Here is a 19336-nt window from a genome sequence, read left to right as displayed (position 1 = left end):
GATAACAGATACTTAATACTGATACACATATAGACAAAATCTATACATAATCCCAGAATATTAGCTTTCCTCTATTTACTTTTTTAAAGTTGTTTCGAACAGTTTAAAAATCCTCTTATATTCATCCGTCCAGCTGGAAGGTTCTATAAAACCATGATCTTCAACCGGATAACTAGCGAGCTCCCAATTGTCCTTTCCTAGTTCTATTAAGCGCTGACTAAGTCTAACGATGTCCTGGTACTGTACATTCTCATCTACCACACCATGACACATCAGTAAATTCCCCTTTAAACCCTTGGCAAAGTAGATTGGAGAACTCCGTTTATAGGCCATTTCGTCATTAAAGGGCTCATTTAAGATATTAGAGGTATAACCATGGTTGTAATGTGCCCAGTCTGTAACTGACCTTAATGCAGCTCCACTGCTAAATACATCCGGCTCGTTAAATAAGCCCATCAAGGTGATAAATCCTCCGTAGGAACCGCCATATAGCCCTACATGCTTAGGATTTACGTTGTATTTATCAACCAGCATTTTCACGCCATCCACCTGATCCGTAAGGTCTTTCCCCCCCATATGTCTGTAAATTCCAGTGCGATGATCCCTTCCATAACCAGAACTGGCAGTATAATCAATGTCGATTACTGTATAACCATTATCCGCCAGCATATTGTTGAACATATATTCTCTTGAATACTGACTCCACCAGTAATGCACATTCTGGAGATAACCTGCACCATGCACAAAAACAATTGCCGGACGATTTGGATGAGGATTCTTTGTAGGGTAAACCCTGGCATACACATCAGCCCCATAACGGTTTTTAAAAGAAACCAGATCCGGTTCTCTCCATGGATACGCTTTGAATTCATCAGAGCTGGAACTTGTCACCTGAACCGCCTTAGCTCCTGGCTTATTGGCCTGAATGTATAGTTCCCAGGGCTTATTCATATAGGAATAATTGATGGCCAACCATTTTTCATCCGGCGAAAGTGTGACTTCATTTCCACCCTTCATACTGGTTAACTGCACCAGCGGACCACCATTCACCTCCAATTTATAAAAATGAGTGATTCCAGGATGGTCTTTATTTGCAGTGATATAAAATGTCTTCTTGTCTTTTGAAAGCGCTACTTTCTGAACTTCCCATTTACCGGAAGTCAATTGCTTTTTTTCGCCAGTGCTGATATTGGCAAGATACAAATGGCTATATCCTGAGGCTTCACTTTGAAAATAAAAACGGTTTTGATCTATCCAGCCAATATTTCCCCAGCCAATTCCAGGGCCACCAATCCACGCTTCATCCCTTTGACGGTCGATAATGCTCAGACTTCCTGTAGCCGCATCGAGTTTAAGTATCCAGAGATCTTTATTGTCTTGCGCATCTGCAATCATAATTGCAGCAGTGCCAGATTCATTCCAATACGGTCCGCTTATGTTTACCTGACGATCCTCATTTTTCTTCTTACGTTCTTCCAACTGCTTGGGATAGTCTTTTACGTAGTCAGGGAGATCTTTTATCCCAGGGATCTGCGCTGTATGAACACTATAAACCGTATCACGTTGCTGATCATAAATATAATTCTGATAGCTTGGTAATGGCTCTCCCACCTTAGTTCTTCCTGCGATATCTTCAGTATAGCCCGAAGCAGTAATGTAATTAGGAACAATCGTATTTACAGCCCCTGAAGCCGGAGTCATTAACTTATAACTTACATATCTGGCATCCGGACTTATCGTTAAGCCTGTCAGAAACCTTTCTTCCAGATAAATCGGTCTTAGTGTTTTCTCCTGCTTTTCAGCACTTGCCATACCAAATCTTCCTCTTGTTGGTTTTCCTTCTTTATTTCTTTTCTTAATGATGTCAAAAAGTTCAGTCTGGTCTTCCTTTAGCCAGGTATTCTGGATAGTCACTTTGTTTTTGTCAAACCCGGCTCCTGCTTTTCCTCTCACAAAATTTGTTAACTGAGTGGTTTCATTAAGCTTAAGGTTCAAGGCATACAGATTGTCCCCGCGTTGAAACACTATGGTTCCATTTTTTAGAAAACGAGGATTACTTTCTCTTTCCAGTGTACGTGTGAGGCGTTGTTCAACCTTCGTTTTTGGATAATAGAGATAGATATCTCCTGCTTTCTCAGCGATTCCAAGCGAGCCATCATTTGAATAAATATAAGCTGTACCTATCGCTTCATTCCTTATTTTCTCCTCTGATCTTTCCTTTTTCAAAGTGGAAAGCTGAACCTGATATCCTTCTGATTTTTCTTTATTTTCGGGATTCCAATCAAAAAAAAGAAGCTTACTATCCGCAGCCCAGCGGAAATTCGTAGGTGCTACACCAATCCATTTTTGGTCGCGCATGATTTTCTCCACACTGAGCGAAGTTTGTTGCTGTGCCAGACTTTGTTGTGCCTGTGTAGCCGTTCCTGCAAGGAACAAAAGGGTAAATAATTTTTTCATTTTGTTTGTTTTGATTTTCAAGCAGGCCTCACCTGATCACCCGGCCAGTTGGATCAATATTTACATTAAAAGGGTTAAGATATTCCTGCAGCAAAACCGCGAATTCCCTACGGGTAATCGGGCGTTCCAGATCAAATTCAGTATTAAAATGATATTGTGTTTTCCACCTTTTCTTCACTTCAGCAAGGGTAGTCACCGGAGCTTTATTCCCTACCTTACAAACCAGATCCAGGCTGGATCCTATGGTCATTTCAGCTGCAGTATAATCGTCGAACCAAATTTGTGCCTTGTAAAAAAAATCTTTTATTGGGGTTTTAATTTCAAGCGTACTGACCTTCTGTTCAGGATTAAATTTCAATTCACTACCCACAAGGACTCCTTTAAGAAAACCGGAAATTCCAATAAACTGAACCGCTTTCCAATTGCTATCGGTCGGATTTACATCCACAAATGGGACCAGAGAGAGACGATAGTTCATCAGCTCATTCTGAATTGCCTTTAAATTTGGCGTCCTGGCTTTCAATTTAAAAAACACTGGATATGCAGCCGTTGCCCCTGCTGCCTGTCCACCGGCAATACTTTCCTGCTCTGGATTTAGCCATACCAGTGACTCCTGACCAGGAATGAGCAGATCATATAAAGAAAGTAGATTAACGCCGGACATCCTGTCTACAAAGCCAGAAGAAAGACTTGTCCGATAACTAAGGTTCTGATAATCTAATGCTTTCCATTGTAAGCCTGGGAGTTGATTCAACGACAACAGTTCCTTAAGTTTTCCTGGAACAGCAGCGTAAACCAACATTGCTGCTTTTATATTTTGTCCATTATTCAATTGAACTGTCCAGCCAGCTCCCGACCTTTTCAATTTAGACCAGACTACTTTTCTAATGATTGTTAAGTTTTTAGTACTATCGACCCAATCTTTAATGATTGCATTTGCTTTCTGCGGATCTATATGATCCAATGAAGCACTACCTTTAATCCCCCGGTCAGTTCTCAACTTGTTCAAAAGACGAAGTTCCAGACCAGAGGCCAGACTTTGGTGCCCGGGGTCCATCAAACTCAACTCAAAATCCTCACCTTCCAGTAATAAAGTAGTTTTTACCCCAGACATGGCCGACTGAAGACCAGCGCCAAGGGCATTACTGCCATTGCCTATCACCAAAACCCCAGTCTTTAAAGTTTGACCATAGCTTAGTCCACAGCATAAAATAGCAGTAAAAATAACCAGTAATTTCCTTTTCATTTGAAACAGTATATCATGCTTATTTACAATGAGTTTAAACACTAATTCTTTCTTTTTGCTCATTCACAATTCCGGATATTTTTTTGCTGCAGACAAATCAAAATGAGTATTAAAATCGTTTCATTTTGTATATTTAGTAACCTTTCAAAAGGTCCTTTTACTAGCAAAACCTATCCTGGATTTATGATACAAACTATTAACTCCGTTTTTAAAGCACAGCAAGCGTATAAATATACACTTAGAAACAGCAATGCGACGCAACGAATTAATAAATTAAGTGCCTTAAAGAGCAGTATAGAAAAGCATGAAAAGGAAATTTATGCAGCCTTAAGGAGCGACCTCAGAAAAAGTGAGTTTGAATCTGCCATAACAGAAGTGGTATTCATTTACAGTGAAATAGATTATGCGATAAAAAACCTGAGTAATTGGATGTCTCCAATGAAAGTAGGTAAAACGATTACAGCCTTAACCGCCAAAAACCGCATTTATTATGAACCAAAAGGGGTTTGTCTAATTATTTCCCCATGGAACTATCCTTTCCAGTTGATGATGGCGCCTTTAATTTCTGCGATCGCTGCGGGGAATTGTGCCATCTTAAAGCCTTCAGAATTGAGTTCTGAAACCAGCTCTATCCTCTGTCGGGTAATAGACGAATGCTTTGAAGATTCAGAAATCTGCTGTTTTGAAGGAGATGCCGCAATCTCCACTCACCTGTTAAGCTTACCTTTTGATCACATCTTTTTTACAGGAAGTACTGCTGTTGGCAAGATCGTAATGGAGGCTGCGGCTAAAAATCTAACATCGGTAACCCTGGAACTGGGTGGTAAATCTCCAACGATTATAGATGAAACAGCCAATTTGGACGATGCAGCAGCCAAAATAGCCTGGGGAAAACTCACCAATGCCGGTCAAACCTGTATTGCGCCAGACTATATCCTGATTCCTGACCACCTGCAAGCCATATTTGTAGAAAAATATAAAGTAGCAGTTCAGAAAATGTTCTTTACTGAATCCGGTGATCTCAATCTAAATAGCTATGCTAAAATCATTAATAATCGCCATTTTAACCGCATAGAGGCATTAATTACTGATGCCATTGAAAAGGGCGCTCAAATGTCCTACGGCGGCAAGGGGGATGCATCTACACAAACCATACTTCCAACAATACTGAGCTCCCTTCCGGAAAATGCCAACATTATGAAAGAAGAAATTTTTGGACCTGTATTGCCCATTATTCCTTTCAAAAGCATTGAAGAAGCGATTTCATTGATCAATAGTATGGATAAACCGCTTGCATTGTACATCTTTAGTCAGGATAAAAAACAGACCCAGCACATGATCAAAAACACCAGTGCCGGTGGCACCTGTGTCAATGATGTACTCATCCATATCAGTAATCCCAAGCTCCCTTTTGGGGGAGTAAATGGCAGTGGTCTGGGCAGTTGCCATGGGCAATTTGGATTTAAAACCTTTTCTCATGAAAGAGCAGTTGTTTTTCAATCCAGTTTCAACATGAGCAATCTGATTTATCCTCCTTATGAGAAAAAAGGATGGGTATTAAAATGGATGAAGAAGCTCATGTAAATCAACCTACTCTTACGGAAGTCATCGTTAAAGAACCTCCAACCGCTTTATCATTGAAAAGTGAAACTCCCTCCCGCTCATTTTTTAATCCTAACGTATACATCAACGGCAAATAATGCTCAGGTGTAGGAATGGCCAGCATCGCTGCTTTTCCCAGCGACTGATAGGCCTGCAAGGGTTGATGCTCATTATTTAAAATAAGCTGTTTAAACTGTTCATTGATCTCTAAAGCCCAATCATACCCTCCGCCATTGATCATTTCCCAGCTCATCATCCTCAGGTTATGTACCATATTTCCACTTCCAAGAATCAGCACACCTTTTCTGCGAAGCTCATAAAGCTCATTAGCCAGCTCATAATGAAATCTCGCATCTTTTGTATAATCAATACTCAACTGTAGCACCGGAATATTAGCCAATGGATACATATGTCTCAATACCGTCCATGCGCCGTGATCTAAACCCCAATCGTGATCCAGACCAACCTCTACACTATGAATCAATTTTTTTGCTGCTATGGCCAGTTCAGGGCTTCCGGGAGCTGGGTATTCCACATCAAATAAAGCCTGGGGAAAGCCTCCGAAATCGTGAATTGTAGTAGGAAAGTCCATGGCGGTCAGATGTGTCCCCCTGGTAAACCAATGTGCAGAAACCACCATCACAGCAGTCGGCACCGGAATATCCTGAGCCATTACGGCCCATTTTGCACTGAATTCATTGTCTTCAATCCCATTCATCGGAGAACCATGCCCCATAAATAAAACGGGCATCAGGTAATCCTGCAAGGGTAAATTCTGACTAAAAGTTCGAAATTGAGATAAATTGGTCATGATTATAAAAACAAATGGTAAAAAATAAGGGCAGCATTGCTACCCTTATTTAAAATATAATTAGCTCGTACTTAGCAAACATCAAATTGCATTGCTATTTGTACAGTAGCACAGTCCTTATTTAGCCTGAACAAATTCCAGATTCATAGAGATTTTAACATCTTTGGCCACGCCCATTCCTGTGGGATCAAATTTGATGTTATAGTCCAGGCGATTGATTGTTGTAGTTGCCGAAAACCCCGCTTTTGTTGTCCCCTTATCATCGGTATGTGTTCCACCAAAAACCACATTGAATTTCACATCTTTGGTCACATCACGAATCGTTAGTTTACCAGCCAATTCATAGTTTTTACCATTTAACTTCTTAAAAGAAGTACTTTCAAAAGTCATATTTGGGAATTGCTCTGCATTAAAGAAATCATCGGATTTTAAATGCTTGTTACGAGGATCCACATGCGTTTCTATACTGTTTACATCCACTGTAAAGTTCACTTTAGCATTTATAAAGTCTGATTTATCAGCCTCAATAGTACCATTGAACTTAGTGAATGAACCGTCTACAAATGAAATGCCCATGTGACCTACTGAGAAGTTCACAAAAGAGTGCATTGGATCAATGGTCCATTTAGTTTGTGCGAAAGACGCAACGCTGATAGAAAGCGCAACCAGCAATAAAAATACCTTTTTCATAATTTCTATATATTAATGATTTACAAATGTATAACGATTAAAAAGTCATATTGTTGACCTATGATAAGAAATCTTGATTGGGCTTATTTCAACACATTATAGAAGTTGAACTCCGCCCTGATCATGTACATATTCTTGTTATATCGATGGTCTATGTTTCCTGCCAATTCAAATCTATAGCCTAAATCTATACGGGTTCTGCTGTTGATAATCACCTGCAACGCTGGTGCCAGATCCACATAAGATCTTCCGTTTTCAGGATTTGTCTTCCCTAAAACCTCAAAATAAAGATTCAGATTTGGCTGATTATAATTCTTATAAACGAAAGGCAGCATCAGATACCCGGATGAAAGGCTATATCCCAGCATATGATTTGGCTGAGGCATTCCTATCAATTGTTTAGACTTAGATTCGAAAGATTTGGTATAGCTTAAAGTGGCCGAAAGCGCCAGTTTATGCAGCAACTGTGTGAAAATAAGTCCTCCCTGAATCCCCGAATTGTCTCCTTCCAAATTGATATCTTCGGTATAAGTGGGCCTGTTACTGGTACTGAGTCTTCCAAATGCCGCAGCCCGGAAATGACGCTTCATATCATCGATAGAGAGAAACCTGTATTTGGCATACAAACTGGCTCCTTCAGCCTTGTAACTGCCATCCATATTGGACAGAAATCCCTGTGCATGCACCATTAGATTTTTATTGAAGCCCAGCATCAGTTCCGGACTTGTCCTGATGGCAAAATCGGGTTTCGTTCTGGCCTCATTTGTCAACCTAAAACCTAGTGATTTTGCAGGCATATTGCTGGCAGGTTCAGAAAAAACGTATAATTCCTGCGCCTGAGCAGTGTTACCTATTGCAATTGCAATAGGTAACACCAAAAATTTAAGAAATCTCATGCCCTGCTACTAAATACTTAGGTGATAAATACGTGTTTTCTTCCCGTTTACCAGGCCTGAACCACTTACATAAGTTTCAGATTTCAACTGCGCAGCTTTTTTCTTAAATGCGGCACCTGAAATAAAATCCTTATCAACCACTGTAGCCCTTACCGGACCATTTAAAGTCTGATTCTTTTGATTTAAAAACTGATATACATTAGTTCCGGCAACTGCCAAACCTTTATCGTCGACCTTTGTCTGACTAAAATTGAAAACTGCAGTTAGATTCCCCACAGAGAAACCTGCATCTTCTACCTTTTTTCTAATCTGATCAATATTTACGGATTTATCCTTTTTGAAAGTAATCGCGAAAAGGTTTTTATTCAGATCAGGGCTGATCGTCTCTACGAAATCCAGGGTCTTCAAAGATCTTTCAGTAGCTTGCGAGCACATAGAACAGGTTAAGCCTGTTACCTGAAGTTCGGCAGTAGTAATTTGTTGGGCAGATGCTTTTCCTGCAATTAATGCAATAGATAGTATGATGAGACTTTTAATAGTATTCATTTGGATATAATTTATGTGTTAAAATTGAACTCGTTGATCGCGAAATATAAACGCGTCAAAGCCCTCTGAACAAGCTTGTCCAAAGGAAAATAAATTATTCCTGCTCTAATTTCTAAATACGCAGTTGTAAGCGTGAAGGGATAGAATTGCGGATAATGGAGGGGCCTTGTTCTCTATTCTACTGAATAGGCTAGGCATCAATTCGCGGAAAACCTCAGAAATCAAGGGGCTAAATAGCATTTCAAGACTAAAATCTATTGGCAGCTTCACCTTAGTACCCGCCTGATGACTGTCTTTAATTTTCGCTTCAACAGATTTATCCTTGCAGCAATCCCCAGCTTCCTGTTTCTTTTTTGAAGCTTTACAGGCACCACAGCTTGCTGTTTCTATCCAGCGAACCTCGGAAAGCTTACCCCCACAAAAGTGCATGTTCAATGCAAATCCGATCATGGTGATCAGATAAAATGCACATAGGCCTAATGTAAGTTTTTGTCGCAGCTTCATGTTTTCCCAAAATTAGTCATAATTGAGAGAGAAAACGACTCCCCCTTTTAATAAAGGAGATTTACCTTAACTTAGCCCTAAATTTGACTAAATAATGAAGAAATTTTGCGTACTCATTTTGTGCTTATGCTTCAGCACAGCCTTTGCAGCCAAACCAAAACATCAATACGTCCGGTTAAAAACTGACCTGGGAGAATGTATCATTATGCTTTATAATGAAACCCCATTACATCGTGATAACTTTGTGAAACTAACGAAAAAAGGCATTTATAATGGTACTTTATTTCATAGGGTAATCAAAGATTTTATGATTCAGGGAGGCGACCCCGATTCAAAAAAAGCAACACCGGGCCAGCAATTGGGTGAAGGAAGTGTTGGTTATACCATTCCTGCAGAATTCCGCGATAGCCTCTTTCATAAAAAAGGTGTTTTAGCCGCCGCCCGCGACAACAATCCCGAGAAAGCTTCCAGTGGTAGTCAGTTTTACCTGGTTCAGGGTAAGAAGTTCAGCGACCTGGAACTGGATAAAACGGAAACCAATCGTTTAAAAGCAAAAATACCTGCCTATCAGCGGGAAGTTTATAAAACTCTTGGAGGTGTTCCTCATCTGGACCGCAACTATACCGTGTACGGGGAAGTTGTTAAAGGAATTGAATTAATTGACCTGATTGCAGCTGTTCCTACCGATGGTCATGACCGCCCAGACACGGATGTGAAAATGACCATCAGTCTGCTGAAACGTCGTGAAGCAAAAAAAATAGAAAAAGAAATGAGAATTAAAGAAGAGCAGAAAAACGGATCCCTGAACGCATCTTCTTAAAATAGCATTAAAACAACGCATTAAGCATTTAAACACAACAATTCTGATGAAAATCATCTCTTATAACGTCAACGGCATACGCTCTGCCACCACAAAAAACTTCATTGGCTGGCTACAAACTACAGATGCCGATATGGTTTGTCTGCAGGAAGTTAAAGCATTACCTGTTCAAATTCCTGAAATCCTGGCCTTAATAGAACAATTGGGCTATCACCATTACTGGTTCCCTGCAGAGAAAAAAGGATATAGTGGCGTAGCTATTCTAAGCCGTATTAAACCCAACCATGTAGAATATGGTTGTGGAGAAGAGTGGATCGACAAAGAAGGACGCATCATCAGGGCTGATTTCGACACTTTCTCTTTAATGAGTGTATATTTACCATCCGGATCAAGTGGAGACGAAAGACAGGTTAAAAAGTACGAATTCATGCGCTTTTTTGACCAGTATATTGCTGAGTTGCGAAAAGAATTCCCTAATCTGATCATTTCGGGAGATTACAACATCTGTCATACCGCCATCGATATTCACAACCCAAAATCTAATGCCAATTCATCTGGATTTTTACCAGAAGAAAGAGAATGGATGGAAATGTTCCTGACAAATGGCTTTATTGATACATTCAGACACTTTAACAAAGATCCACATCATTATACCTGGTGGAGTTTCAGGGCCGGCTCAAGAGGTAAGAACCTGGGTTGGCGTATTGATTACCACCTGGCCAGTAAACCGATGCTGGAAAGACTAAAAAACGTCACTATTTTAGCAGATGCTGTCCATTCCGACCATTGTCCGGTAATGTTAGAATTAAACCCATAATTTCCAAATCATGGCTTCCTTACTGATCACCCATATCGGCAGCCTTATTGGCTTGCATTCTGAAAACTTACTGATGCTCAGAGGAGCAGAAATGGCCATGCTTCCGCGTCTGGAAAATGCCTGGCTCCTTTGCGAAAACGGATTAATCAGCGATTTTGGAAGTATGGAAGCCCTTCCTGCACAACTCCCAAATGAGTTGGAGACCTTTTCTGCGGAAGGCGGCTATGTATTGCCTTCCTGGTGTGATTCTCATTCTCATATTGTCTTTGCCGCTCCGAGGGAAGAAGAGTTCGTCATGAAAATTGCAGGAAAAAGTTATGAGGAAATTGCAGCTGCAGGTGGAGGAATTTTAAACTCTGCAGCAAAGATGCAGCTCGCAACTGAAGACATGTTATTCCAGGCCGCATCCCTTCGTCTGAACGACATGATCAAACAAGGTACAGGCGCCTTAGAGATTAAAAGTGGTTACGGCCTCTCGGTAGATACTGAAATCAAAATGCTGAAGGTGATCCGAAGACTTAAGGAAAACTTTGAGCTCCCGATAAAAGCAAGCTTTTTAGCCGCTCATGCTTTCCCCCTGGCTTATAAAAACGATCATCAGGCTTATATATCCATTATTATCAACCAGATGTTGCCCCAAATTGCAACAGAAGGCCTGGCCGATTATATGGATGTGTTTTGTGAACAAGGCTTCTTTTCTGTAGAAGAAACCGATCAATTGCTAAGCGCGGCGGCAAAATATGGACTTAAACCAAAGATTCACGCCAATCAGTTGTCCGTATCAGGAGGAGTTCAGGTCGGTGTAAAACATCAGGCCGTATCTGTGGATCATTTAGAGGCAACCGATGAAGCAACCATTGCGGCATTATCAAATGGAAATACAATAGCGACCTTATTACCTTCCTGCTCATTCTATCTGGGTATCCCCTTTGCAAATGCAAGGGCTTTAATTCAGGCAAATGCCCCAGTGGCATTAGCCAGTGATTATAACCCTGGGTCTAGCCCTTCCGGTAATATGAATTTCGTCCTTTCTTTAGGCTGTATCAAATTAAAAATGCTCCCTGAAGAAGCCATCAACGCCTGTACCTTAAACGGAGCTGCAGCGATGGAGTTAAGTGCAACAACCGGTAGCATTACAAAAGGAAAAAAAGCAAACTTAATCATTACCAGAGCCATTTCATCTCTGGCCTTCTTACCTTATAGCTTCGGACAATCACAGATAAAAACGGTCATTCTCAACGGTAAAATCCAATAATGGAAACACTGGAAACATACGAAAGCGCAACAATTAAAGCGCTGGTCAATCAACGGGAAGGGGAAATAAAACTTGGAGAACAGGTCGCCCTTTTTTCTGGCTGGGAACAATTAAAAAATAGTTCTGTCAAATTTGTTCTGCTGGGAATTCCTGAAGATATTGGTGTTAGGGCCAATCATGGGATTGCCGGTGCCGCTTCGGCCTGGATTCCTGCGCTAAAGGCACTGCTCAACATTCAGAGCACCGCATTTTTTAGTGGAAAAGAGTTAATGATACTAGGTCATTTTAACTTTGAAGTACCTAAATCCAGTGGAATATCCGAACTGGAAAATGCCGTTGCGGCAATTGATGAAGCCGTTTACCCTGTGATTCAAAAGATCATTGAGGCAGGAAAAACGCCAATTATTATTGGTGGAGGGCATAATAATGCATATCCGATCTTAAAAGGATGCGCGATGGGATCAGAAAAACCGATGAATGCCTTAAATATTGATGCTCATGCCGACTTACGGCCTGTTCAGGGCAGACATAGTGGTAACGGCTTTAGTTATGCTTTACAGCATGGCTACCTGGAACGTTATGCGATTTTTGGCCTGCATCAAAACTATAACAACAGCGCAATTCTGAAAGAAATTGCGGAAAATCCAAAGATCAGCGCCGTATTTTTCGATGAGCTTTTAAGCAATGGATTATCTTATGCTGAAGCATTAAAACCACTGATTGCCGACTTCAGCAATGAAACAGGATTAGAAATAGACCTCGACTGCATAGAAAATGTCCTCTCAAGTGCATTTACGCCTTCAGGATTCCAAATTAACGACATCAGGAGGATCATCCTTCAATTGAAAAAGAAATTCGCTTATATGCATGTTTGCGAAGGTGCCATACAAATGGCAGATGGCCGAACGAGTATAGGTACTGCAAAATCCATCGCTTACCTGATCAGCGATTTTATAAAAGCACAATCGTTACTCTTCACTGAGGAGTCGATTTAGTTCAACTTTTTTTAAGAAAGAGGAAAGGTATACACCTTATCCGGGGTAAGGCATTGATCGAGTCGTACGTCATGCTCGTTGACATTGTCGATTTCCACCAATTCATCCAGAAGTGACAAACCGATTTTTTTGGTTTGTATTCCCGACAAAAACCGGTCATAAAATCCCTTTCCATAGCCCACACGGTATCCATTCTTATCAAAGGCGATCAATGGTACGATCACCATTTCGATCTCTCCAGAATGAATTTTGGCTTTTGCAGGTTCCAGAATCTGGTAGGCGTTCAGTTCAAGATCCTCCATCCCTTCAAAATAATGATGCGTCATCAGTGATGTTTCAAAGTCTGCTCTTGGGATAACAATTTTAAGCGCTGGATGATACTTTTTCAACCAATCGATGATCAGAAAAGTATTGGGCTCGTTCTGCGATTTAATAGGTAAGAAAATATGAAGGGTTTTAACCTCAGCCAGATCCAATTGCTTAAACTGGTTTAATAATTTTTCGCTAAGTTCTTGTACAACTTCAGGAGATAATCCTTTTCTGATGGGCAGAATACGTTTTCTGATGCTGGCTTTATCCATGTTTTATATCACTAATCCCGGGTTTTTCTAAACAGTCCTCCTGGAATCCTCAAGATAAAAAAACCTTTTAAAAAAAGATGGCTTCGGGAACCACTCCGAAGCCACAATCAACCTAAACCTAAAACTAAACTATGAAAATTCTTATTTTACTCTTTCTATATATTCTCCGTAACGTGTATCAATTTTGACTTTATCGCCTTGATTGACAAACAACGGAACTTTTATTTCTACACCTGTTTCCAGAGTAGCGTATTTCAATGCATTTGTAGAGGTATCGCCTTTAACAGCGGGCTCTGTATATGTAATTTCCAATTCCACATGTGAAGGTGTCTGCGCCATAATCGGCTCTTCACTTTCAAATGCGATAATTACATTCATTCCTTCTTTCAAGAATTTAACACTTTCTCCAAATAATGCTCTTGGAATGTTAAACTGCTCATAAGAGTTTGTGTCCATGACCACCAAATAATCACCATCATCATATAAATATTGGTAATCATTGGTTTCCACCCGACAAATGGTTACTTCTTCATCTGTGCGAAATCTATATTCAACCAATTTTCCGGTTTTAATATTTCGCATTTTTGCCTGATAAAAAGCCCTGAGATTTCCAGGTGTTCTGTGAAGAAATTCTTCAACTTGAACCAACTCTCCGTTAAACCGAAGAATATTTCCGCTTTTTACGTCTGATGCTTTTGCCATTTTATCTGAAATTTTGCTTAACCATCCGGCCCTCATTTCGTTCCGCAAAGGTATAAACTATTTATGAATCCTACAATAGTATTTTAAAAAAATATTTATTTATGCTGTTTTCTTCGTTTAAACGCCATTCAAGGGCGAAAAAAAATGAAAATGTTACATTATTTATAGTCAGTTACCTGAATGAAATGCTGGCAAAATGAATACTCGACCTCCTGATTTGACCCTACTATGACTAATCTTTTGTCTGTAAAGTTGGCAATTAAGCTCAAATACCAGTCTATACCCTGCTGATCAAGATTGGAAGTTGGCTCATCTAAAAGTAAGATTGGAGTATCCGTGCAGAAGGCTAATGCCAGTTTGGTGCGTTGTTTCATTCCAGAGGAGAAGTATTTTAAAGCCTTATCCTGCGACTTCTCCAGTCCAAGCAAGTCCAATACCCCTTCTTTAGACATATCTTTATACAGGCCTTTAAATTTGAAATGAAAGTCTATCGTCTCTTCCAGCGTAAACTCTTCAATCAAATCCAGATAAGGTGCTGCAAAACTCAGGTGCTGATAAATCTGTTCTACCGGTACAATTTTCTCCTTCTGATAGCTTATTTTGCCTTCAGAAGGAGATAAATTTCCAAGAATCATACTCAATAAGGTCGATTTTCCTGAACCATTTGGCCCAAGGATGGCATAACGACCAGCTTGCTCAAATTCATAACTCAGGTTACGAAAAATCCACTCCTGGTTAAACCGTCTGCCGGCCTTATCTAAGCTGATTTTCATCAATAATGATTAGCTACCTGAACCAAAGCCCTTCATCACACCTCTGTTTGAGTTTCTGATGAATTCTAAGATTTCGTCTCTAATTTCTGTTGGTGCAAATTCTGCTTCAATCATATCCAATGCTTTACTTACATTGTTATGTTTCACAAATAACACACGATAAATTTCCTGAATTTCATTGATTTGTTCCGAAGTAAAACCTCTTCTTCTCAAACCAACCGAATTAATCCCGGCATAAGAAAGCGGCTCACGAGCAGCTTTCACATATGGAGGTACGTCTTTTCTTACCAATGAACCACCGGTTACAAAGGCATGAGAACCAACTTTTACAAACTGATGAATGGCAACCAAACCAGCAAGAACTACATAGTCACCAATGGTGATGTGTCCTGCAAGTGTAGTGCTGTTCGAAAAAATACAGTGATTACCCACCTCACAATCGTGAGCAACATGAGAATAAGCCTGGATCAAACAGTTACTGCCAATTACAGTTTTCCATTTGTCTTTAGTTCCTCTATTGATGGTTACACACTCTCTGATCGTGGTATTATCGCCAATTTCTGCAGTCGTTACTTCCCCTGCAAATTTCAAATCCTGAGGCACTCCTGAGATCACAGATCCAGGAAATACACGGCAATTTTTACCAATTCTAGCGCCATCCATGATGACCACATTAGAACCGATCCAGGTTCCTTCCCCAATTTCTACATCCTTGTGTATCACTGCAAAAGGCTCAATTACTACATTATCGGCAATCTTTGCCTGCGGATGTATATACGCTAAGGGTTGTATCATGATACGGTTTCGCTTTCTTTAACTTTAACAATTTGGGCCATCATCTCTGCTTCCACAACAACTTTACCTCCTACCATACCGACACCTTTCATTTGAGCGATGCCTCTTCTGATGGGCTCCATTAAGTCACATCTGAACACGATTGTATCACCAGGAGATACCTGGGCTCTAAAACGCACATTGTCAATTTTCAAGAACAAAGTCAGGTAATTTCTTGGATCTTCTACGGTACTTAAAACTAAAATACCACCAGTTTGTGCCATTGCTTCGATCTGAATCACACCAGGAAATACTGGTGCACCAGGGAAGTGTCCTTTGAAGAACTCTTCATTCATCGTTACATTTTTAACACCAACTACGTGTGTTTTAGACAATTCCAAAATTTTATCAATAAACAGGAAGGGCTGTCTGTGTGGCAGAATATCCATGATCTGTACCACATCATAAAGTGGTTTTACAGATGGATCATAAACATGCTGCACTTTTTTATTTTTTTCTTTTTTAATGGCTGCTTTGATTTTCTTAGCAAAAGCCACATTGGCAGCATGTCCGGGACGTGCAGCCATAATATGACCTTTTAAATGAACGCCGACTAAGGCAAGATCACCGATCATATCCAATAATTTATGTCTTGCAGGCTCATTCTGATACCTCAATTCCATATTATTTAAAATGCCCTGAGGAGCCACTTCTATCGCCGCTCTATTGAAGATGGTGGCCAGATGGTCTAACTCTTCTTTAGTCACTTCTTTATCCACGATCACGATGGCATTGTTCAAATCTCCCCCTTTGATCAAGTTGTTTTGAAGTTGATATTCCAATTCATGAAGGAAACAGAAAGTTCTGCAGGAAGCAATTTCTTTTTTAAACTCGGCAATACTGGAAATACCAGCATGCTGACTACCTAAAACAGGAGAATTATAGTCGATCATACAGGTAAACCTGTAATCATCCAATGGCATCGCCACGATTTCAACTTTTCTATCTGGCTCAGTATAGGTAATGTTATGAGGAATTGTGAAATACTCACGATCTACACTTTGCAGCTGAGTTCCAACACTTTCCAATGCTTCCAGGAATAAAATGGCACTTCCATCCATGATCGGGGTTTCAGGCCCATCCAGTTTGATCAACACGTTATCCAGATCCATACCCACTAAAGAAGCCATTACATGCTCCACAGTACTGATACTAGCGCCGTTCTGCGTAATTGTAGTTCCTCTTGCAGTGTCTGTTACGTTGTCACAATCAGCATCAACAATCGGACTTCCTGGCAAATCGGTTCTTTGAAATTTAAATCCGTGATTTTCTGGTGCCGGACAAAAAGTAAGCGTCACATTTGCTCCCGTATGCAGGCCTACGCCTGAAACTGAAACTTCGCCTTTAATGGTTTTTTGCTTCACATTCATTATTTTGCTATTGTGCTGTTTTGTTCAATTAATGCTTTGAGTTCTGAGATAGTATTTTCTAATGCCATGATTCGTTTTTCTACGCTTGGCAATTGTTTAAAGATCACTGAAGCCCTCATCCAATCTCTTAAAGGCTGGGCTGGGCTGCCATGCCATTGCTTAAATTCAGTGGTAATACTAGAGTTGATTCCTGCCTGAGCACCAATCTGAGTACCTTTGGCAAGACTCAGATGACCGGCAATACCAACTTGTCCGCCGATAACAGAATTTTCTCCCACTTTAGTACTACCTGAGATTCCGGTTTGAGCAGCAACTACTGTATTTGCACCTACGTCTACATTGTGTGCAATCTGAATCAGATTGTCTAGTTTCACTCCTTTTCTAATGAAAGTTGAGCCCATTGTAGCCCTGTCTATTGCAGCATTTGCCCCAATTTCAACATCGTCTTCGATCACTACATTTCCGATCTGCGCAATCTTCGAATAAGTGCCGTCTGGTTGTGGTGCAAAACCAAAACCATCGCTGCCTATTACAGTATTGCTATGAATAACAATATTGTTTCCAAGAACAGAGCGGTTATATATTTTCACGCCAGGAAAAATCTGACAATTATTTCCAATTAAGGTATCCGGACCCACATATACTTGCGATTGGATCTTGGTATCGTCACCAATCACCACATTCTCACTGATATAACTGAAGGCTGCAATAAATACATTCTTTCCAATTTTTGCAGAAGGATGGATAAAGCTTGGCTGTTCAATTCCAGATTGAACATTCATTTGATTGATGACCTCATTGTATTTCTCCAGTAAAACGGAAAAGGCACTATAAGGATCTGCCACTTTAATTAAAGTGCTTTCTACAGGTTGAGATGGAAAAAAATCATTCCCTACGATGACTACAGAAGCCTTCGTTGAGTATAAATAGTTTTCATATTTAGGATTAGACAAAAAACATAAAGACCCAGCAGTTCCATTTTCTATCTTAGAAAGTTCTGTTACCTTAGCATTTTCATCGCCTTCAATGGTGCCATCTATAAATTCGCTTATCTGCTTGGCAGTAAATTGCATCGTACAAAGTTAAGTGTTAAATTGATATGAACAAATAAACCTATTTAGGTTATTATTATTCAATCTAAAAACGGGATTAAAAATTAATTAAATTGTTAAAAAATGCTAAATCATTCTAGGATAGCATAGTATATGTTTGGTGACCGTTTTATCCAATGATTCCAAATTAGATAAATCCGATGCTTTTGCAATGTCAATAATGGTATTATTTTTCATTAGAATGTTGATATTCCCGCTTCCTGCATTGTAGGCACGGTTCTCTATTTGATCTGTAAAGACAAAATAACCAACATCCTGGAGATTCAGTTTAAACCTTTCCGCAGTCTGATCTTTTAACTGTTGAACACGATCCGGATCTGGAGCCTCCGTACTGATTTCTACTTTATAAAGGTTGCGACGGATAAACATATTACATAATTCCGATAAAATCGGGTCAGAATGATCTGTCCAGACTTTTACCGATGCCATGATATCCTGATCATCCAGCTTGAAAAACGCTTTCAGATGAACCTCATCTTGGAAGAAACCAGCTTTATTAATGTCATTTTTAAGAAAATGCTGTAAAGCCGGCGTAGCAAAAAGAGTTGCTCCTTTAGCCGAAAGTTCCTTTGCACGTTCCAGTATTTTAACCAGCAGGTACTCTCCGGCAACCACCGTTTTATGCAGGTAAACCTGCCAGTACATGAGTCTTCTTGCAATCAGAAAATTCTCAATCGAATACATTCCCTTCTCTTCAATCACCAGTTCACCGTCCAATACATTGAACATTTTGATGATGCGATCAAAACTGATTACACCTTCACTCACCCCGGTAAAGAAACTGTCGCGGTTCAGGTAATCCATACGGTCCAGGTCCAGTTGTCCTGAAACCAGCTGAGTGAGGAATTTTTTGTGATAATCGCCTTTAAAAATGTTAATCGCCATGGTTAGACGACCCTCAAACTCTACATTTAACTTTTCCATGATCATCATGGATATCGTTTCATGATGAATGCCATTGACAAGCGTATGCTCCAGCGCATGAGAAAAAGGTCCATGTCCGATGTCATGTAAAAGAATAGCGATCGTTGCCGCTTCTTCTTCTTCCCTGCTAATTTCCTGCCCTTTACTCTTAAGGATTTCCAAAGCGAGGCTCATTAAATGCATTGCGCCCAGCGCATGATGAAACCTGGTGTGCAGGGCTCCTGGGTACACCAAATGAGTCATCCCTAATTGCTTTATATATCTTAACCGCTGAAAATAGGGATGTGAGATCAAGTCAAACACCATTTCAGAGGGGATATTTATGAAGCCATAGACAGGGTCATTTATGATTTTCTTTTTGTTCAATCCTTATAAATAAAATTATACGGTACAAAAATTGC

Annotated in this window: 19 protein-coding genes; 5 read left to right on the top strand and 14 right to left on the bottom strand. The window is 40.1% G+C overall.

What is annotated here, in order from left to right; genetic code table 11:
- Nucleotides 1-75: 75 nt before the first annotated feature.
- Both R2Q94_RS00920 and R2Q94_RS00915 read right to left on the bottom strand, forming a co-directional pair.
- Entirely contained in the window at nt 76-2457 is a 2382-nt protein-coding gene (locus R2Q94_RS00920) for a prolyl oligopeptidase family serine peptidase (RefSeq protein WP_316819555.1), read from the bottom strand.
- A 28-nt stretch (nt 2458-2485) separates the two neighbouring features.
- Nucleotides 2486-3703: a hypothetical protein gene (locus R2Q94_RS00915; protein WP_316819554.1), complete on the bottom strand. Its 1218-nt coding sequence runs from the start codon at nt 3701-3703 to the stop codon at nt 2486-2488.
- 183 nt (nt 3704-3886) lie between these two features.
- Here R2Q94_RS00915 and R2Q94_RS00910 point away from each other — a divergent pair, with 183 nt between their 5' ends.
- Entirely contained in the window at nt 3887-5287 is a 1401-nt protein-coding gene (locus tag R2Q94_RS00910; RefSeq protein ID WP_316819553.1) for an aldehyde dehydrogenase family protein, read from the top strand.
- A 1-nt stretch (nt 5288) separates the two neighbouring features.
- Here R2Q94_RS00910 and ygiD read toward each other — a convergent pair whose 3' ends face one another.
- From ygiD to R2Q94_RS00885, 5 genes are all read right to left on the bottom strand, one after another.
- Nucleotides 5289-6116, bottom strand: coding sequence for a 4,5-DOPA dioxygenase extradiol (gene ygiD / locus R2Q94_RS00905; protein WP_316819552.1), 828 nt, complete (start codon nt 6114-6116; stop codon nt 5289-5291).
- Between the two features lie 117 nt (nt 6117-6233).
- The gene (locus tag R2Q94_RS00900; RefSeq protein ID WP_316819551.1) at nt 6234-6806 is read right to left on the bottom strand and encodes a YceI family protein; all 573 of its coding nucleotides are present in this window, start codon (nt 6804-6806) and stop codon (nt 6234-6236) included.
- 83 nt (nt 6807-6889) lie between these two features.
- Nucleotides 6890-7702 carry a hypothetical protein gene (locus R2Q94_RS00895; RefSeq protein WP_316819550.1) on the bottom strand — a complete coding sequence of 271 codons (813 nt, stop codon included), beginning with the start codon at nt 7700-7702 and terminating at the stop codon, nt 6890-6892.
- A 9-nt stretch (nt 7703-7711) separates the two neighbouring features.
- On the bottom strand, nt 7712-8248 hold the full coding sequence (locus R2Q94_RS00890; RefSeq protein ID WP_316819549.1) for a heavy-metal-associated domain-containing protein: 537 nt from the start codon (nt 8246-8248) through the stop codon (nt 7712-7714).
- 105 nt (nt 8249-8353) lie between these two features.
- Nucleotides 8354-8752 carry an HYC_CC_PP family protein gene (locus R2Q94_RS00885; RefSeq protein WP_316819548.1) on the bottom strand — a complete coding sequence of 133 codons (399 nt, stop codon included), beginning with the start codon at nt 8750-8752 and terminating at the stop codon, nt 8354-8356.
- A gap of 94 nt (nt 8753-8846) precedes the next feature.
- Here R2Q94_RS00885 and R2Q94_RS00880 point away from each other — a divergent pair, with 94 nt between their 5' ends.
- Genes R2Q94_RS00880 through R2Q94_RS00865 form a run of 4 tightly spaced genes read left to right on the top strand, consistent with a single transcriptional unit; the run spans nt 8847 to nt 12639 of the window.
- Nucleotides 8847-9572: a peptidylprolyl isomerase gene (locus tag R2Q94_RS00880; protein WP_316819547.1), complete on the top strand. Its 726-nt coding sequence runs from the start codon at nt 8847-8849 to the stop codon at nt 9570-9572.
- A 46-nt stretch (nt 9573-9618) separates the two neighbouring features.
- Complete coding sequence (locus R2Q94_RS00875; RefSeq protein ID WP_316819546.1) at nt 9619-10389, top strand: exodeoxyribonuclease III; 771 nt, start codon at nt 9619-9621, stop codon at nt 10387-10389.
- 10 nt (nt 10390-10399) lie between these two features.
- Nucleotides 10400-11644 (top strand): imidazolonepropionase, encoded by a 1245-nt coding sequence (gene hutI, locus R2Q94_RS00870; protein WP_316819545.1) that lies wholly within the window; start codon nt 10400-10402, stop codon nt 11642-11644.
- Nucleotides 11644-12639 (top strand): formimidoylglutamase, encoded by a 996-nt coding sequence (locus tag R2Q94_RS00865; protein WP_316819544.1) that lies wholly within the window; start codon nt 11644-11646, stop codon nt 12637-12639. The genes hutI and R2Q94_RS00865 overlap by 1 nt, the downstream gene beginning before the upstream one ends.
- A gap of 11 nt (nt 12640-12650) precedes the next feature.
- Here the strand turns inward: R2Q94_RS00865 and R2Q94_RS00860 are convergent, their stop codons facing one another.
- The 7 genes from R2Q94_RS00860 to R2Q94_RS00830 form a co-directional block, all read right to left on the bottom strand.
- Entirely contained in the window at nt 12651-13220 is a 570-nt protein-coding gene (locus tag R2Q94_RS00860; protein WP_316819543.1) for a 5-formyltetrahydrofolate cyclo-ligase, read from the bottom strand.
- Nucleotides 13221-13361: 141 nt separating this feature from the next.
- On the bottom strand, nt 13362-13922 hold the full coding sequence (gene efp, locus R2Q94_RS00855) for an elongation factor P (RefSeq protein ID WP_316819542.1): 561 nt from the start codon (nt 13920-13922) through the stop codon (nt 13362-13364).
- Between the two features lie 158 nt (nt 13923-14080).
- The gene (locus tag R2Q94_RS00850; protein WP_316819541.1) at nt 14081-14695 is read right to left on the bottom strand and encodes an ABC transporter ATP-binding protein; all 615 of its coding nucleotides are present in this window, start codon (nt 14693-14695) and stop codon (nt 14081-14083) included.
- Between the two features lie 9 nt (nt 14696-14704).
- Nucleotides 14705-15490, bottom strand: coding sequence for an acyl-ACP--UDP-N-acetylglucosamine O-acyltransferase (lpxA, locus tag R2Q94_RS00845; RefSeq protein ID WP_316819540.1), 786 nt, complete (start codon nt 15488-15490; stop codon nt 14705-14707).
- Nucleotides 15487-16899: a bifunctional UDP-3-O-[3-hydroxymyristoyl] N-acetylglucosamine deacetylase/3-hydroxyacyl-ACP dehydratase gene (locus tag R2Q94_RS00840; protein ID WP_316819539.1), complete on the bottom strand. Its 1413-nt coding sequence runs from the start codon at nt 16897-16899 to the stop codon at nt 15487-15489. Before R2Q94_RS00840 ends, lpxA begins: the two co-directional genes overlap by 4 nt.
- On the bottom strand, nt 16899-17972 hold the full coding sequence (gene lpxD, locus R2Q94_RS00835) for a UDP-3-O-(3-hydroxymyristoyl)glucosamine N-acyltransferase (protein WP_316819538.1): 1074 nt from the start codon (nt 17970-17972) through the stop codon (nt 16899-16901). The genes R2Q94_RS00840 and lpxD overlap by 1 nt, the downstream gene beginning before the upstream one ends.
- Nucleotides 17973-18077: 105 nt before the next feature.
- Nucleotides 18078-19301: an HD domain-containing protein gene (locus R2Q94_RS00830; protein ID WP_316819537.1), complete on the bottom strand. Its 1224-nt coding sequence runs from the start codon at nt 19299-19301 to the stop codon at nt 18078-18080.
- Nucleotides 19302-19336: the final 35 nt, after the last annotated feature.

Origin of the sequence: Pedobacter gandavensis, assembly GCF_032678465.1 — a bacterium.
GTDB classification, from domain to species: domain Bacteria; phylum Bacteroidota; class Bacteroidia; order Sphingobacteriales; family Sphingobacteriaceae; genus Pedobacter; species Pedobacter gandavensis_B.
This window is presented reverse-complemented; position numbering and strand designations above follow the sequence as displayed.

Bases quoted from the DNA above. Each gene is read 5' to 3' on its own strand.
- R2Q94_RS00920 (WP_316819555.1), bottom strand. From the start codon at position 2,457: ATGAAAAAATTATTTACCCTTTTGTTCCTTGCAGGAACGGCTACACAG.
- R2Q94_RS00915 (WP_316819554.1), bottom strand. From the start codon at position 3,703: ATGAAAAGGAAATTACTGGTTATTTTTACTGCTATTTTATGCTGTGGA.
- R2Q94_RS00910 (WP_316819553.1), top strand. From the start codon at position 3,887: ATGATACAAACTATTAACTCCGTTTTTAAAGCACAGCAAGCGTATAAA.
- ygiD (WP_316819552.1), bottom strand. From the start codon at position 6,116: ATGACCAATTTATCTCAATTTCGAACTTTTAGTCAGAATTTACCCTTG.
- R2Q94_RS00900 (WP_316819551.1), bottom strand. From the start codon at position 6,806: ATGAAAAAGGTATTTTTATTGCTGGTTGCGCTTTCTATCAGCGTTGCG.
- R2Q94_RS00895 (WP_316819550.1), bottom strand. From the start codon at position 7,702: ATGAGATTTCTTAAATTTTTGGTGTTACCTATTGCAATTGCAATAGGT.
- R2Q94_RS00890 (WP_316819549.1), bottom strand. From the start codon at position 8,248: ATGAATACTATTAAAAGTCTCATCATACTATCTATTGCATTAATTGCA.
- R2Q94_RS00885 (WP_316819548.1), bottom strand. From the start codon at position 8,752: ATGAAGCTGCGACAAAAACTTACATTAGGCCTATGTGCATTTTATCTG.
- R2Q94_RS00880 (WP_316819547.1), top strand. From the start codon at position 8,847: ATGAAGAAATTTTGCGTACTCATTTTGTGCTTATGCTTCAGCACAGCC.
- R2Q94_RS00875 (WP_316819546.1), top strand. From the start codon at position 9,619: ATGAAAATCATCTCTTATAACGTCAACGGCATACGCTCTGCCACCACA.
- hutI (WP_316819545.1), top strand. From the start codon at position 10,400: ATGGCTTCCTTACTGATCACCCATATCGGCAGCCTTATTGGCTTGCAT.
- R2Q94_RS00865 (WP_316819544.1), top strand. From the start codon at position 11,644: ATGGAAACACTGGAAACATACGAAAGCGCAACAATTAAAGCGCTGGTC.
- R2Q94_RS00860 (WP_316819543.1), bottom strand. From the start codon at position 13,220: ATGGATAAAGCCAGCATCAGAAAACGTATTCTGCCCATCAGAAAAGGA.
- efp (WP_316819542.1), bottom strand. From the start codon at position 13,922: ATGGCAAAAGCATCAGACGTAAAAAGCGGAAATATTCTTCGGTTTAAC.
- R2Q94_RS00850 (WP_316819541.1), bottom strand. From the start codon at position 14,695: ATGAAAATCAGCTTAGATAAGGCCGGCAGACGGTTTAACCAGGAGTGG.
- lpxA (WP_316819540.1), bottom strand. From the start codon at position 15,490: ATGATACAACCCTTAGCGTATATACATCCGCAGGCAAAGATTGCCGAT.
- R2Q94_RS00840 (WP_316819539.1), bottom strand. From the start codon at position 16,899: ATGAATGTGAAGCAAAAAACCATTAAAGGCGAAGTTTCAGTTTCAGGC.
- lpxD (WP_316819538.1), bottom strand. From the start codon at position 17,972: ATGCAATTTACTGCCAAGCAGATAAGCGAATTTATAGATGGCACCATT.